Origin of the sequence: Pseudomonas sp. WJP1 (genome assembly GCF_028471945.1) — a bacterium.
GTDB lineage: Bacteria > Pseudomonadota > Gammaproteobacteria > Pseudomonadales > Pseudomonadaceae > Aquipseudomonas.
The window spans coordinates 3,941,083-3,956,167 of record NZ_CP110128.1 but is presented as its reverse complement, the minus strand read 5'-3'; the positions used below and the strand labels follow the sequence as shown (position 1 = coordinate 3,956,167).

Here is a 15,085-nt window from a genome sequence, read left to right as displayed (position 1 = left end):
AAGTGTTGTTATTACCTGTTTGGGTCAGTCCACGACCCGTACGCTGAGGGTGTTGGCCATGCGGTTTCCCACCCCGGCGCTCTGATTCAACTGAATGAGCCCACGGCTACCGGTGAAAGCCTGGTCACTGGTAGTGACCTGGCGATAGCCTGGTGCAGAGTCAGTTGGATCGGAGTTGTAGAGCAGCGTCACGTTCTGTTGCATGAGGACGCTGTCATCGATACTTTGCGGCTGGGCACTGGTGCTGATCCGCAGCGCATTGGCTTGCTGGTTGCTGGCACCCGCGCTCTGGTTGACGCCCAACGCGCCATTGCCATGGCTGAAGGAGTCGCCTTGAATGCTGGATCGAGCATCCATATTGGGGTCGACAATGGTGCGCAACCGTTGGCGAATCTCAGTGGTCGCGCTGGCGTTGTGACCCGCGGCGATAGCCCGGGCATTAGCCTGTTGCTGCAGGTCGCCGGCGGCCTGGTTGACCGCGAAGTTGCCCTGGTACTGCGCGCCCGAACCGTCAATTTCGGCGTTATTGATGACGGGGACGGGGGATTGGGCGAAGGTCGATGCACTGCAAAACATGGCAATCAGCAGCAGCGTACGATTCATCTTAACGGTCTCCCGTCAAGATTCTCAGGGCACCCAGGCCCTGCTGGACGTTTGAATTGACCATGTTGGCAATGCCGCTGCCGGAATTGCCCGACCGCCCGGCGGGGAGGTTGGAAAGCTGGGTCTGGTTGCTGATATTGCCGCCCAGGTTGTTGGTGTTTTGCGTCACCAGGCGGGAGATGCCTGCACCACTGGCGACGCCGGCAAAGTCACCGTCGCTCAACTCGTTGGTTTGAGCGAGGACCTGTTTGGACGGATTGGCGTTGACGGTCGTGGGGTTGGGATCGGGGACGAGCGCTGGAACGGTTGCGTTGCGCACCTGGACATCACGCTTGATGACAATGATGCCGTTGTCAGCTTGTACAGGCAGGCAGACCGTTGAGCTAAGTGCACATCCGACCAGCAGGAGACTATAGAGACGGTTATCAAATTTCCCCACGACGGCAATTCCTTCTGTAAGTGGAACGCTGGCCCTTATCAGCGTTGCAGGGGAAGAGAGCAGAAGGTGTGCCGTTTTTGGTTTTGCTTTTAATAACAGTGGCTTGGCTTTAACTGTTGAGGTGATGAAAAACACTTTGTAACGCCATTGAGACAACGCCAGGCAAAAGCGCCGTCCATGCTGGCGGCATTGCTCGCTAAGGTCGTTAAAGGCAATTTGTATCAGTGGCTTAACATTTTCTGGCGAAAATGCTCAAACCGCTCTAACTCGAGGGTTTGCGCAGGGGAGGGTGTTTCAGAAATGGACGTTTTCGGCAGGGTGTAGCCGCCCTGTCAAGCCGTGAGCAAGCGCGCGACAGCGTCGAATGCCGCGTCCTTGCGTTGTTGCCAGTCACCTTGCAGTACCTGAAAAGGCTGGCGGTGCAGCTCTAGCCACTGGCGGCTGGCCTGGAAAAACGCCTGGCGTTCTGCCAGTTGCGGTTGGCAACGCTGACCGTCGTCATGCCAGGTCACTGTCTCAGGACTTAGCAGCAGGTGCAGGTCGTAATGGCGCTCCTGCAATGCCTGTTCAATCCACGTTGGGCAATCGCCAAACAACGTGCGACTCCATAGGATGTTGCTCAACAGGTGTGTATCGAGAATCAACAGGGACGGCTGTTTCGCACGTGCCTCATCTTCCCAAGTCAGCTGGCCAAGTGCTATGGGCGTGATGTCTTCGTAGCAGGTTAGCCGGGCTTCATTATCGATGAAATACCGAACGTACTCGCCGACCAATATGCCGCCGAAGTTGGCGTGAATCTCGTTCGCGAGCCAGCTTTTGCCGCTCGATTCCGGTCCTGCCAGCACCAGTACCTTCATGGGCACAGCAGCGGATCGCTGCGCCATGTGCGCCAGCCTTGAATGGCCAGAAGGAAAAACAGGAAATACAGGGCCGCCGTCAGGTACATCCCTTTATAGAGGAACAGGCCGACGAAGACACAGTCCAGGACGATCCACAGCGGCCAGCACTGCAGGCGCTTTTGCGCCATCCACCATTGCGCCACCAGGCTGAAGGCCGTGAGGGCGGCGTCGAGCCAGGGTTGCGCGGCATCGGTCCAGTGCGCCATGGCGGCGCCCAGCAACAGGCTGCCGAGCGCGCCAAGGGCCAGCCCGAACGCCACCGCTTGCCCGTCCAGCCGGCTGACCTCGCGCCCGTGATGTGCCTGGCCTGCGCGGGTCCACTGCCACCAGCCGTAGATCTGCAATGCGGCGTAGATCACTTGCAGCAACATGTCCGAATACAGCTTGACCTCGAAAAAGATCCAGCTGTAGATCAGCACCATGATTAGGCCGATCGGCCAGCACCAGGGGTTCTGTTTAACCGTCAACCAGACGGCAATGACGCCGAGGGTAGCGGCAAACAGTTCAAGCCCGGACATGCAGGTTCCTTGGAGAAATCGAAGAGGGGGGGGCGATTGTAACCGGATTACGGCGAAGAGGCTTGTTGCAGCGCTTCCCCGGTGTCGACAACGCGGCAGCGAAACGCGCACTTGTCTGCTAGGATTTCGTCCCCGCACGCAAAAACCTGAAAACAAACTGATTTTTCACGAAACGCTCGAATTTTTTGCGTAGGCTTGTGCGCGCGGGATGAAACGACGCTGATTTACAGTAAACAGCTTTGAATAAATAAACGGGGCATGCGTCGACGCATAGCCTTTTGGGGGATTGATGGATCTTTGGACGGCCTTTCAGGCTTTGATTCTTGGCGTTGTAGAAGGGCTGACGGAGTTCTTGCCCATTTCCAGTACCGGGCACCAGATTATTGTCGCCGACTTGCTCAATTTTGGTGGCGAGCGCGCCATGGCGTTCAACATCATTATCCAGCTTGGCGCCATCCTGGCGGTGGTCTGGGAGTTTCGGCGCAAGATTTTCGACGTGGTCGTCGGCCTGCCGACGCAGCCCAGTGCCCGACGCTTTACCGCCAACCTGCTGATAGCTTTCCTGCCGGCAGTGGTTCTCGGGGTGATTTTCGCCGACCTGATTCACCACTACCTGTTCAACCCGATCACGGTGGCCACCGCATTGGTCGTGGGCGGGATCGTCATGTTGTGGGCTGAAAAGCGCCAGCACGAAGTGCATGCCGAAAGCGTCGATGACATAACCTGGAAAGACGCCCTGAAAGTCGGCCTGGCCCAGTGCCTGGCGATGATTCCGGGCACTTCGCGTTCCGGTTCGACGATCATCGGCGGCTTGTTGTTCGGCCTGTCGCGCAAGACCGCTACCGAGTTTTCCTTTTTCCTGGCCATGCCGACCATGGTGGGTGCAGCGGTGTACTCGGGTTACAAGTACCACGACCTTTTTGTGCCTGCGGATTTTCCGGTGTTTGCGCTTGGCTTCGTCACTGCGTTCATTTTCGCGATGATTGCGGTCAGGGGCTTGCTCAAGTTCATCGCCAGCCACAGCTACGCGGCGTTTGCCTGGTACCGCATTGTGTTCGGATTGCTGATCCTGGCTACCTGGCAGTTTGGTTGGGTTGACTGGACCGCAGTCAAGCCATGAACGATGTCAGCACGCGCAACGGGGCAAGCATCCGCAATGTGCGCCTGAAACTGTTGCTGTTCGCCATGTTGTGCGCGCTGCCGCTGTTCGGTTCGATGTCGTTGTGGCTGCAAGGGGTTTCGCTGATTCCCCTGGCGGCCTACGGCATTGTCAGCGTGCTGGCGTTCCTGCTGTACTGGAGCGACAAGCGCAAGGCGCGCTTTGATCACTGGCGCACTCCGGAAAACGTCCTGCATGCGCTGGAGTTCGCCGGCGGCTGGCCGGGCGCCTTGCTCGCGCAGCAAGTGTTCCGGCACAAGACGCGCAAGGTGTCCTTTCAACTGGTGTTCTGGATCATTGTCCTGCTGCACCAGGTGTTCTGGATCGACCGGTTATTCCTGGGGGCGCAGCTGTTCGCACTGGTCTGACCCTGCAAGTACTAGAGCAGCAGGCCGACTTGGGTGCGCTTGGGTAACTTGCTCACCACCAGTTGATGGGAGCGCCGCAGCAAGCCTTGTAGTTCCTCGGCGCCAAGCGGGTAGGGCGTGGCCATGATGATCCATTGGGCCCGCGCCAGATAAGGCGCCGGGTGAATACCCGGACGGTCGCAGTGGCCGAGAAACAGGTCCTTGTCGACCTTGAACGCCAGGGACTCGCCGCGCAGGTTCTGCAAGGCGAACATCTTGTTACCTGCAATCGAAAATACCCGCACACCACCCCATTTGTAGTCCTCACGGGCTCCCGGCAATGCCAGGCAAAAAGCCGCCACGTCGGCCTCGTTCATGCGTCCTGCCTTCATATCAAGCGATCCCCACATGCATTGAATGTTTCGATCAGATGGTCGAGCCAGGCACGCACGGCCGGCATCACGCCGCGTCGATGAGGGTAGACCGCCTGCAGCCAGCCCCCTGGCAACGACCACTCGGGCAGTAACTGTACCAGTGAGCCGTTTGCCAGTTCCTGTTCGCAATACATCATCGGCAGCGTGGTAAAACCCTGGCCGGCCAGTGTGCAAGTCTTTCGCACGATGAAGTCGTCGATGCCCAACCGTGCTTCAAGGGCCAGCTCGTATTTTTTGCCCTGGCGATCGACCAGGCCAATGTGCACAAGGCGATCGGGCTCAAGGGCGCCGAGCACCGGCAGGTTTTTCAGGTCATCGGGGTGATTGATCTCGAGCCCCTGGAGGAAGGCGGGGCTGGCGACCATCAGCATCTGCGCCTGGCGCAGGCGGCGGGTTACCAGCAGCGGATCTTCATCACCCGGCTCGCGTACGCGCAACGCAACGTCCACGCCTTCGGTCACCAGGTCTACGCGACGATTGACCAGCATCACCTCCAGCTGGACTTGAGGATACTTCTCCAGAAAGTTGCTGATCACCCCCGGCAGCATTTCGTGTGCCAGGCCGACCGGGGAAGAGACCCGCAAGCGCCCGCGCGGTTCGCTGGACATGCTGGCCACGGCTTCGTCAGCCATTTCCGCTTCCAGTAACATCGCCTGGCAATGGCGCAGATAGCGCTCGCCTACAGCAGTGAGTTTCAGCTGGCGAGTGGTGCGTTGCAGCAAGCGTGCACCCAGGCGCTCTTCAAGTTCGGCAATGCGCCGCGACAGTCGCGACTTGGGAATCCCCAGCAAACGTCCGGCGGCCGCGAAGCCGCCGGCCTCGACGACTTTGGCGAAATAGTAGAGGTCGTTAAGGTCTTGCATGGGCGCTTACTCGATCGTTCTATCAGTGAGACAAACTATCGCATTGTTGCAGTCTAATCAGCTATTGGTTTCGTCTGTAGGATTGTCTCCATCAGATCGCCCTGGCGGCGATCCTCACCTGGAGATCCCACATGAAACTGCTGCATATCGATTCGAGCATTCTTGGTGACAACTCGGCTTCCCGTCAGCTGAGCAGCGAAGTCGTCAAAGCCTGGCAAGCCGCTGAGCCGTCCGCCGTGGTGACCTACCGTGACCTGGCTGCCGACGCTATCAGCCATTTCTCTTCGACCACCCTGGTCGCAGCGGGTACTACCGCTGAATTGCGCGACGCCGCCCAACAGCACGAAGCTCAGCTGAGCGCGTCGACCCTGGCCGAGTTCCTCGCCGCCGATGCCGTGGTTATTGCAGCGCCAATGTACAACTTCACCATCCCGACCCAACTGAAAGCCTGGATCGACCGCATTGCCGTTGCCGGCCAGACCTTCCGCTACACCGAAGCCGGCCCTGAAGGCCTGTGCGGTGGCAAGAAGGTCGTGATCGTTTCGACTTCCGGTGGCCTGCACGCCGGCCAGGCAACCGGTGTTGCCCACGAAGACTACTTGAAGGTGTTGTTTGGTTTCATCGGCATCACCGACATCGAGTTCGTCCGCGCCCACGGCCTGGCCTACGGTGACGAAGTGCGCGGCAAAGCCATGAGCGATGCCCAGGCGCAAATCAGCGAGCAGTTGTTCGCCGCCGCGTAAGGCTTGGGTAAAGACCCACTGCCGCTGCAGGCAATCCCCAAAAAACTCTGTATTCTGTTCACGCAAGTGGCAGATGCAGAGTTTTTTGTTTCTGGCTGTTGCCAATTGTTGTTGCGAATTGTGGCCCGAGTTATGCAGTCGAGGCTTAACGTCTCCGTTCCGGTAGCAGGTGGGGCATCCTATGGTGCGTCTTTGTGCAGGTTTACTGATCTGTCTGCTCGCCAGCCTGAATCCAGTGCACGCAGCACCTGCGCCGCATCCTCACTGGAGCGTCGGTTTTCATGAGATGAGTTTTCTTGATCCGCTCGATTTGCAACCGATGCGTGCCATTGCCTTTTATCCTTCGAGCGCCAAGGAACACTCCAGCAGGCTTGAGGGTTACACCGTCGAAGCCGGCGAAGACACCAAAGTCGCCATGGGCCGGTTTCCGATGCTGATGCTGTCCCATGGCAACACCGGCACGCCGCTGGCCCTGCATGACCTGGCCACGTCGCTGGCACGCAAGGGTTTTGTAGTGGTGGCGGTGATTCATCCGGGCGACAACTCCAAAGACCACAGCCGCCTGGGCACCTTGAGCAACCTGTACGGACGGCCGATCCAGATTTCCGAAGCCATCACCGCGACCTTAGGCGATCCCATGCTCGCACCCTACGTCAATGCCGAGCAGGTCGGGGTCATCGGTTATTCGGCAGGCGGTGAGACAGCGTTGATATTGTCCGGCGCGACCCCGGACCTGGATCGTCTGCGCCGCTACTGCCAGGAACGCCCGGACGACCATGATGCCTGCAATACCCAGGGTGAACTGATCGTCGACCGCGACGATTTGCAGCCGGTGGCCGATCCGCGGGTCCATGCGTTACTGCTGATGGCGCCACTGAGCCTGAAGTTCGGCCGTCATACCCTGGCCGATGTGCATGTCCCGGTACTGCTTTACAGCGGCGATGGCGACAAGCTGGTGGCTCCCGACAAGAACGCCGCTGCCCTGGCGCGCAAGCTGCCCGTCGCCCCTGACTTCAAACTGCTCGCCGGGGCCGGGCATTTCGTCTTCATGGCACCCTGCAATGACGAACAGATCGTCAACATGCCGGCCCTGTGCACCGATGCCGAGGGGGTCGATCGTGTGGACATTCACCGCAACTTGATCTTCGAAGCCGGGCGCTTTTTTTCTCGCACGCTGGGCAGGGCGACGCGGGCCGGGATGCAGACCGCCGATCAATGAACGGCGAGCAGAGGTCTTTTATAATTCGTTACTTGTTTGCCAAGGCTGTTTCCAGGGTTTGAACCCTGGCATTCAGTTCGCGAACGGATTCGATTAATGGTGCAACAAGTTTTTGATAGTCCACTTGCAGGTGATCACCTTCAGTGCGTACCAACTGTGGGTAGACCTTTTGTACATCTTGCGCGATCAGGCCGACGTCAGCCTGGTCGTTTTGTTTCCAGTTGAATGTCACGCCACGGAGTTTGAGCAGATTCTCCGTCGGGTTTTCCAGGCGCTGTACGTTTTGTTTCAGGCGTTCATCGCTGAATGGGCAGCAATCGCCGCCAATGCCGCCAGAGCCCGGCGGGCCGCCAACATCATAGCAGACACCGTTGTGGCAGATTTGCTGTTGAACCGAACTTTCGGCGTTTGCAGTGGGGGTAATTAAGAACGCCAGCAATGGAGTAAGGAGTGTTAGAGCGGTTCGCATCGTCTATTCTTTCCGAGCAAGAGTTTAATGTAGATGTTTCGTCTACGATTTTGTCAAAGTTGATAATCAAAGCAACGATGGCACTCTGCGTTAATTGATGCGTGATATTACTTGTTGTTGTATTTTGAAATGCTTTTATGGTTTTTGTTATGTGGTTATTTCAACTAGTCTGGCTTGCAGCCTGACGTGATAGCAACAAAGTGAGACAAAGTCCGGTGACGGACAGCAACGCAGCGCAAAAGAAAATCCACGAGTACCCGAGGTTCAACGCCACCGCACCCATCAACGGACCGGCAATCGCCAGGGCCAGGTCGAAAAACACCGCATAAGCACTCAAGCCCGCACCGCGACTGGAGTTGGGTACCTGCTTGATCGCTTCGACGCCCAGCGCTGGATACACCAGCGACAGACCGAAACCGGTCAGGCCGGCGCCGATCAAGGCATAGCCGGTCGAAGGCGCCAGCCACAGCAGTGCCAGGCCGACGGCCTCGATGGTCATGCAGGCGATGGCCGAAGTGAAGCCGCCAAAACGGCTGATGCTGGAAATGAACAACAACCGGGCCAGGATGAAGCACACTCCGAATACCGTCAGGCAATACGCCGCGCCGCTCCAGCCACGATTGATGTAATACAAGGTAATAAAAGTGGTGAGGGTGCCGTAGCCGATCGAGGCCAGGCTCAGGCTTGCACCAAACGGTGCAATACGCCCGAAAACCGCCCAGAACGGCAGACGCTCACCACGAATGACCGGCACCGACGGTTTGTTGCGGATCAGCAGCAGCGCCGCCAGGGCCATCAGCGACAACGCGATGCCCAGGCTGGCGAACCCCAGCTGATCGACCATCACCACGCCCGCCGGCGCACCAATGGCAATGGCGCCGTAGGAAGCGATGCCGTTCCAGGAGATCGAGCGTGCGGTGTGTTCGGCGCCGACCTGGCCCATGCACCAACTGATGGTTCCGACACCGATCAATCCCTGGGCGATCCCTAGCAGCAGGCGGCCGGCGATCAGGATCAACAGGCTGAGAAGGGGCAAGCTTTGCAATAACACCGACAGCAAGGTCAGCCCGCCACTCAGGACAATCCCCGACAGGCCATAAATGATCGCGCGCTTGGTACCGACATTGTCCGACATGCGCCCGGCCATGGGCCGGCTGAGCAGGGTGGCCAGGTATTGCGAGCCTATGGTCAGCCCGGCGACCACGGCGCTGAACCCGAGCTGTTCATGGACATACCCCGGCAAGACCGCAATCGGCAGGCCGATGCAGAGGAAGGCGACAAAGGTATAGAAAACGATGGAAACGATCTGCAAGGTGATCGCCATGGAGCTTTGCGGTGGCTGTTCTTGCGCAGACATGAGGGCTCGTTCGCGGGCGGCGGTGGGAGAACTGCATGATGGCGCGGTGGCGGAATAAAAGAAAGCAGGCTAACTAATTTGGTTTGATATTCTCGTTGATCTTGACGGCCTCATCGTCGGAGCGCCGCCCGGAGCAGGCTCGCTCCCACATTTGAAATGCATTCCCCTGTGGGAGCGAGCCTGCTCGCGAAGGTTTCGACACCACAGAAAATCATGAGTCTGAATGCAAAAAGCCCCGTCACAAAGGACAGGGCTTTTACTTGCAGCTTGCAGCTTGCAGCTTGAAACTAATAGCTGCCCTTAGAACACCACACCCTGGCTACGCAGGTAATCGTCATAGGTACCGCTGAAGTCGGTCACGCCGTTAGGGCTCAACTCGATGATGCGGGTAGCCAGGGACGATACGAACTCACGGTCGTGGCTGACGAAGATCAGCGTGCCCGGGTAGTTTTCCAGTGCCAGGTTGAGCGCTTCGATGGATTCCATGTCCAGGTGGTTGGTCGGTTCGTCCATCACCAGCACGTTCGGCTTTTGCAGGATCAGCTTGCCGAACAGCATGCGACCTTGCTCACCACCGGAGATGACCTTGACCGACTTGAGGATCTCGTCGTTGGAGAACAGCATGCGGCCCAGGGTGCCACGAATCATCTGCTCGCCCTGGGTCCACTGGCCCATCCAGTCGAACAGGGTGACGTCTTCTTCGAAGTCATGGGCGTGGTCCTGGGCGTAATAGCCCAGCTCTGCGGCGTCGGTCCACTTGACGGTGCCGGCATCCGGGGTCAGTTCGTTGACCAGGGTGCGCAGCAGGGTGGTTTTACCAATACCGTTCGGGCCAATGATCGCCACGCGCTCGCCGGCTTCAACAACAAAGCTGAAATCCTTGAACAGCGGCTTGCCGTCGAAGCCTTTGGCCATGCGTTCGACGATGACCGCTTGACGGTGCAGCTTCTTGGTCTGTTCGAAACGGATGAACGGGCTCACACGACTCGAAGGCTTGACCTCGGCCAGCTGGATCTTGTCGATCGCCTTGGCGCGGGAGGTCGCCTGCTTGGCTTTCGAGGCGTTGGCCGAGAAGCGGCTGACGAACGATTGCAACTCGGAGATCTGCGCTTTCTTCTTGGCGTTGTCCGACAGCAGTTGCTCGCGGGACTGGGTCGCCACGGTCATGTACTCGTCGTAGTTGCCCGGGAACAGGCGCAGCTCGCCGTAGTCCAGGTCAGCCATGTGCGTGCACACGCTGTTCAGGAAGTGACGGTCGTGAGAGATGATGATCATCAAGCTGGAGCGCTGGGTCAGAACGTTTTCCAACCAGCGGATGGTGTTGATGTCCAGATGGTTGGTTGGTTCGTCGAGCAGCAGCACTTCAGGATCGGAGAACAGCGCCTGAGCCAGCAATACTCGCAGCTTCCAGCCTGGGGAAACTTCGCTCATCGGGCCGAAATGCTGCTCAATGCCGATACCCAGGCCCAGCAACAGTTCACCGGCACGGGATTCGGCAGTGTAGCCGTCCATTTCTGCGAATTCGGTTTCCAGCTCGGCCACGGCCATGCCGTCTTCTTCAGTCATTTCCGGCAGCGAGTAGATGCGGTCGCGCTCGGCCTTGACCTTCCACAGCTCTTCGTGACCCATGATCACGGTGTCGATCACGGTGAATTCTTCGTAGGCGAACTGGTCCTGGCGCAGTTTACCCAAGCGCACGTTCGGTTCCAGCATGACCTGGCCGCCGGATGGATCAAGGTCGCTACCGAGGATTTTCATGAAGGTCGACTTGCCGCAACCGTTGGCGCCGATCAGGCCGTAGCGGTTGCCCGCGCCGAATTTGACCGAAACGTTTTCGAACAACGGCTTGGCGCCGAACTGCATCGTGATGTTAGCTGTAGAAATCAAAGGTTTTTCCTGCGAAGCATTCAGAGTAGCTAGGGTTGCGGCAGTACCGATTCAGTACCCGTTCACGCTGTTCGACCATGGGCAGTACATCCCGGCCAGCAGCGCAAGATCCATTTGGCAATAAGTGGACAGCAGCATTGGGAGCGCTTGGCCCGAGTCGAAGTGCGCTGAGGCCGGGATTTCCCGTCATCAACCAAGGGGGGCGCGTAAAGTTTGGCGGCGATTGTACTGGTCTGGCCATATAAACGATAGGGCAATAAGGCCGCACCGACGCATTGACGGTATCAGCGGACAGATTTTCACATCTGAAAGCTAACAATTGGTTACAGACGATGGCTAAAATGCCATCTTTCACTGGGTGCCAAACGTTGGCATCGGCTCAAGGACGGTCCTTCGGGACAGTTTTCTGGTTTTCAGACGCTGCGCAAGCTCCACAGGCGATTTGGTTGCCAGGGGCGCAGTTTGTTCACCTCTGACGTGTGACGATTTCCGTGAAACTCATCATTGCCGCTGTCTACGTTGTATCCATCGCGTATGTCCACCTGCGTGGTCGTGTACGCCACAAACTGGGCCGTCAACTGAGCGACCACTCGACGTTCCTGGCGCCGATCAATTGCTTCCTTTATATGTTCTCGAAAATCCCCAACAAGCCGTTTCTCAACCCGGCGGATTTTCCCGACCTGGCGCTGCTGCAGACCCACTGGCAAGAAATTCGCGCCGAAGGTCAGAACCTGCTGACAGCGGGGGAGATCAAGCGCTCCCATGATTACGATGATGTCGGCTTCAACTCCTTCTTCAAGACTGGCTGGAAGCGCTTCTATCTCAAGTGGTACGGCGATAGTCACCCATCGGCCATGAAACTGTGCCCACGCACCACTGAACTGGTGCAGGGCATCGGCTCGATCAAGGCGGCGATGTTCGCCGAATTGCCGCCGGGTTCCAAGCTGGTTCGCCATCGCGATCCCTATGCCGGTTCCTACCGGTATCACCTGGGCCTGGAAACGCCCAATGATGCCGGTTGCTACATCAACGTCGATGGCCAGAACTATCACTGGCGCGACGGTGAGGCGGTGATGTTCGACGAGACGTTCATTCATTACGCAGAGAACACCACTGACCAGAACCGCATCATCCTGTTCTGCGATGTCGAGCGTCCGATGAAATATCGTTGGGCTGCTGCGTTCAATGGCTGGTTCAGCCGCCATGTGATGTCGGCAGCCGGTGCGCCGAATGAAGCGGGTGACAAGACCGGAGGCATCAACCGCCTGTTCGGCAGGATCTACAAGATCCGCCTGCGCGCCAAAGCCTTGAAGAAGCGTAATCGCAAGCTTTATTACCTGCAGAAGTGGGCGTTCTTTGGTGGTTTGCTGGCGATCTTCGTCATGGTCTGATTCATTCGTTTGTCAAACTGACGTCATCGCGGGCGAGCCCGCTCCCACAGGTTTTGTGAACGCCGCCTATCACTGTGGGAGCGGGCTCGCCCGCGATGAGGCCGGAAGGTCCAGTACATTATTTGCTGACTTTTTTCCTCGCCGCCGGTTTGGTCGTTGATTTGGCCTTGGCAGCAGGTTTGCTCCCGCCCTTGCCACCCAAACTGCGCTTGAGCAACTCGGTCAAGTCAATGACATCCGCCGTCTTGCGCTCATCTTCGCCAGTGGCCGTTTCAACATCCTCGATCTTGCCTTCATGGGCCTTCTTGTCCACCAGGGCCATGATCTTGTCTTCGAATTCGTCCCGGTAATCGTCCGGCGACCACTCGACACTCATGTCCTCTACCAGGCGCTTGGCCATGTCCAGTTCACCCTTGGCCAGTTCGGCCTTGGTCACGTCCGGGCCTAATGCCAGCTCGTCCAGGCTGCGCACTTCCGCCGGCCAGCGCAGCTTCACCAGAACCATGGCCGATTCCAGCGGCATCAAGGCCGCCAGGTACTGGCGGGTATGCAGCACCACACGGGCCAGCGCGACTTTATTGGTTTTGGTCAGGGTTTCGCGCAACAGGGCATAGACCTTGCCGCCGCGTTTATCCGGGGCCAGGTAGTAGGGCGTGTCGATGTTCTGCAGGGGGATCTGCTCGCTGTCGACGAAGGCAAAGATATCGATGGTCTGGGTCGACAGCGGATGCGCCGAGCGAATCTCCTCTTCGCTGAGCACCACGTAGCGGCCCTTTTCGTATTGCACGCCTTTGACGATGTGCTCTTTGGTGACTTCCTTGCCGGTGACTTTATTGACACGTTTATAGCCCACCGGGTCCATGCTGCGACTGTCCAGCCAGTCGAAATCCACCCCTTGGGATGACGTCGCCGAAACCAGCGCCACAGGGATATGCACCAACCCGAAACTGATCGCGCCTTTCCAGATTGCCCGTGCCATGGTCGTCTTTCCGAAAGTGATGTTCAGGTGACCTTGGGCCTTGGGCAAAAGTTTCAGCTGCCTGCAGGCGGGTCTGGCAGTGCTTCGTGTTACATCTTGCCGGGAAGTTTGGGTTAACAAATGCGAACCCCAGGCGTAGCGTGTTATCGAAGACCCTATCCACGCATCCATCGCGAGGCTCGCCCATGAACCGATACGTACCTGGCCTTATCGTGCTGGCATTGAGCGGCGTACTCGGTCATCAGGCGCAGGCCGACGTCGCTTCGGCCGGCACACCGTTACAGGTGGCGCAAAACCTGCCGGGCAGTACCAACAACAATCCCTACAACAGCCCGATCCGCCGGGCCAACCCAAACAGCATGCAAGGCACCCAGCCCAGTGCCCCGGCGATTCGTGGGCCGAATACGGTGCCTGTGCCGCGGCCGCCAACCCTCGATAACGGCGGCATTGGCAATCGTTATCCCCAGAGTCCCGCTGCGCCCGCCAGTCCCCCGAAGTTCATTCCCAATCCACCTCCACGCAGCCCTTGAACGGCAGGACATCAGCTCTGACACCCATCCTCATGACAAAAGGAATCGTGCATGTTGCGTAAAACCTTCCTGGCCACTTTCTGCGCCGGCACTTTGTTAGCCACCAGCGCGCCTGTTCTGGCAGCGACCACCCAAGACATGCAAAGCGAGCAGGGCACCCTCGAGGTCACGCCAATCGCGACAGGACTTGAGCACCCCTGGGCGTTGGCCTTTCTGCCAGACCGCCAGGGAATGCTGGTCACCGAACGACCGGGCAACTTGCGTGTGGTGACGGCCGAGGGCAAGTTGTCGGCGCCGCTCAACGGCGTGCCCAAGGTCTGGGCCAAGGGGCAGGGCGGTTTGCTGGATGTGGCGTTGTCCCCCGACTTCAGGCAAGACCGGATGATTTACCTGTCCTATGCCGAAGGCGGCGGCCAGGGTGGCAAGGCAGGTACCGCGGTCGGCCGCGGACGACTGTCCGAAGACCTGACGACACTGAAGGATTTCCGGGTGATTTTCCGCCAGGAGCCCAAACTCTCAGTGGGCAACCATTTTGGTTCGCGGCTGGTGTTCGACCGGGACGGCTATCTGTTCGTTACCTTGGGCGAAAACAACGATCGCCCCACCGCCCAGGACCTCGACAAGTTGCAGGGCAAGGTCGTCAGGATCTATTCGGACGGTAAGGTGCCCGACGACAACCCCTTTGCCTCCCAGGCCGGCGTGCGCCCGGAAATATGGGCCTACGGCGTTCGCAACCCGCAAGGCGCGGCGCTCAACCCCTGGACCGGCACGCTCTGGGAAAACGAACACGGTCCGCTGGGCGGTGATGAGGTCAACATCATCGAACGCGGCAAGAATTACGGTTGGCCGCTGGCCACCCATGGCGTCAATTACTCGGGTCAGCCGATTCCCGAAGCCAAAGGAAAAACCGCCGAAGGCACCCTCGGGCCGCATCATGTCTGGGAAAAATCCCCGGGTCTGAGCGGTTTGGCGTTCTACGACGGCGACCGCTTCAAGGCCTGGCAGCACAACGCGTTCATTGGTGCCCTGGTGACCCGGGAGCTGATCCGCCTGCAGTTCGACGGCGACAAGGTGATTCACGAAGAACGCTTGCTTGGCGAGCTCGACAAGCGCATCCGCGATGTGCGGCAAGGGCCGGATGGGTATTTGTATGTGCTGACCGATGAAGGGGATGGGGCGTTGTACAAGATAGGGTTGAAGTAACGCTCACCCGGTCGCTCCCGCGTGTGGAACGATCGGGGTCTGAGT

At 58.5% G+C, this 15,085-nt stretch carries 17 protein-coding genes; 7 read left to right on the top strand and 10 right to left on the bottom strand.

Translation table 11 applies throughout. From position 1 onward, the window contains the following. Positions 1 to 24 precede the first annotated feature (24 nt). From OH720_RS17615 to pnuC, 4 genes are all read right to left on the bottom strand, one after another. Positions 25 to 603 carry an adhesin gene (locus OH720_RS17615; protein ID WP_272602224.1) on the bottom strand — a complete coding sequence of 193 codons (579 nt, stop codon included), beginning with the start codon at positions 601 to 603 and terminating at the stop codon, positions 25 to 27. Between the two features lies 1 nt (position 604). After that, on the bottom strand, positions 605 to 1,042 hold the full coding sequence (locus OH720_RS17610) for a hypothetical protein (protein ID WP_272606473.1): 438 nt from the start codon (positions 1,040 to 1,042) through the stop codon (positions 605 to 607). 332 nt (positions 1,043 to 1,374) lie between these two features. Beyond that, positions 1,375 to 1,899, bottom strand: a complete 525-nt coding sequence (locus OH720_RS17605; protein ID WP_272606472.1) for an AAA family ATPase — start codon at positions 1,897 to 1,899, stop codon at positions 1,375 to 1,377. Then, positions 1,896 to 2,459 carry a nicotinamide riboside transporter PnuC gene (gene pnuC, locus OH720_RS17600; protein ID WP_272602223.1) on the bottom strand — a complete coding sequence of 188 codons (564 nt, stop codon included), beginning with the start codon at positions 2,457 to 2,459 and terminating at the stop codon, positions 1,896 to 1,898. The genes OH720_RS17605 and pnuC overlap by 4 nt, the downstream gene beginning before the upstream one ends. Positions 2,460 to 2,748: 289 nt before the next feature. Here pnuC and OH720_RS17595 point away from each other — a divergent pair, with 289 nt between their 5' ends. After that, a complete protein-coding gene (locus tag OH720_RS17595; RefSeq protein WP_272602222.1) occupies positions 2,749 to 3,579 on the top strand; it encodes an undecaprenyl-diphosphate phosphatase in 831 nt (276 codons plus the stop codon). Beyond that, positions 3,576 to 3,986: a DUF1294 domain-containing protein gene (locus tag OH720_RS17590; protein ID WP_272602221.1), complete on the top strand. Its 411-nt coding sequence runs from the start codon at positions 3,576 to 3,578 to the stop codon at positions 3,984 to 3,986. The genes OH720_RS17595 and OH720_RS17590 overlap by 4 nt, the downstream gene beginning before the upstream one ends. A gap of 11 nt (positions 3,987 to 3,997) precedes the next feature. On the opposite strand, the gene OH720_RS17585 is transcribed toward OH720_RS17590, so the two are convergent. Both OH720_RS17585 and OH720_RS17580 read right to left on the bottom strand, forming a co-directional pair. Beyond that, positions 3,998 to 4,357, bottom strand: coding sequence for an MmcQ/YjbR family DNA-binding protein (locus OH720_RS17585; protein ID WP_180206451.1), 360 nt, complete (start codon positions 4,355 to 4,357; stop codon positions 3,998 to 4,000). Further along, positions 4,354 to 5,262 carry a LysR substrate-binding domain-containing protein gene (locus OH720_RS17580; RefSeq protein ID WP_272602220.1) on the bottom strand — a complete coding sequence of 303 codons (909 nt, stop codon included), beginning with the start codon at positions 5,260 to 5,262 and terminating at the stop codon, positions 4,354 to 4,356. Before OH720_RS17580 ends, OH720_RS17585 begins: the two co-directional genes overlap by 4 nt. Before the next feature lie 131 nt (positions 5,263 to 5,393). Here OH720_RS17580 and OH720_RS17575 point away from each other — a divergent pair, with 131 nt between their 5' ends. Then, entirely contained in the window at positions 5,394 to 6,005 is a 612-nt protein-coding gene (locus OH720_RS17575; RefSeq protein WP_008061341.1) for an FMN-dependent NADH-azoreductase, read from the top strand. A 181-nt stretch (positions 6,006 to 6,186) separates the two neighbouring features. Next, complete coding sequence (locus tag OH720_RS17570) at positions 6,187 to 7,224, top strand: alpha/beta hydrolase family protein (RefSeq protein ID WP_272602219.1); 1,038 nt, start codon at positions 6,187 to 6,189, stop codon at positions 7,222 to 7,224. A gap of 28 nt (positions 7,225 to 7,252) precedes the next feature. Here the strand turns inward: OH720_RS17570 and OH720_RS17565 are convergent, their stop codons facing one another. The 3 genes from OH720_RS17565 to OH720_RS17555 form a co-directional block, all read right to left on the bottom strand. After that, on the bottom strand, positions 7,253 to 7,693 hold the full coding sequence (locus OH720_RS17565) for a tail fiber domain-containing protein (protein ID WP_008061339.1): 441 nt from the start codon (positions 7,691 to 7,693) through the stop codon (positions 7,253 to 7,255). 160 nt (positions 7,694 to 7,853) lie between these two features. After that, entirely contained in the window at positions 7,854 to 9,050 is a 1,197-nt protein-coding gene (locus OH720_RS17560) for an MFS transporter (RefSeq protein ID WP_272602218.1), read from the bottom strand. 300 nt (positions 9,051 to 9,350) lie between these two features. Continuing rightward, the gene (locus OH720_RS17555; protein ID WP_272602217.1) at positions 9,351 to 10,937 is read right to left on the bottom strand and encodes an ABC-F family ATPase; all 1,587 of its coding nucleotides are present in this window, start codon (positions 10,935 to 10,937) and stop codon (positions 9,351 to 9,353) included. A 491-nt stretch (positions 10,938 to 11,428) separates the two neighbouring features. On the opposite strand from OH720_RS17555, the gene lpxO reads away from it, so the two are divergent. Beyond that, positions 11,429 to 12,328 (top strand): lipid A hydroxylase LpxO, encoded by a 900-nt coding sequence (gene lpxO, locus OH720_RS17550; protein ID WP_272602216.1) that lies wholly within the window; start codon positions 11,429 to 11,431, stop codon positions 12,326 to 12,328. Between the two features lie 118 nt (positions 12,329 to 12,446). Here lpxO and ku read toward each other — a convergent pair whose 3' ends face one another. Then, positions 12,447 to 13,307, bottom strand: a complete 861-nt coding sequence (gene ku, locus OH720_RS17545) for a non-homologous end joining protein Ku (RefSeq protein ID WP_272602215.1) — start codon at positions 13,305 to 13,307, stop codon at positions 12,447 to 12,449. Positions 13,308 to 13,492: 185 nt separating this feature from the next. Here ku and OH720_RS17540 point away from each other — a divergent pair, with 185 nt between their 5' ends. Continuing rightward, complete coding sequence (locus OH720_RS17540) at positions 13,493 to 13,837, top strand: hypothetical protein (RefSeq protein WP_272602214.1); 345 nt, start codon at positions 13,493 to 13,495, stop codon at positions 13,835 to 13,837. Positions 13,838 to 13,888: 51 nt separating this feature from the next. After that, entirely contained in the window at positions 13,889 to 15,040 is a 1,152-nt protein-coding gene (locus tag OH720_RS17535) for a PQQ-dependent sugar dehydrogenase (protein ID WP_272602213.1), read from the top strand. Positions 15,041 to 15,085 lie beyond the last annotated feature (45 nt).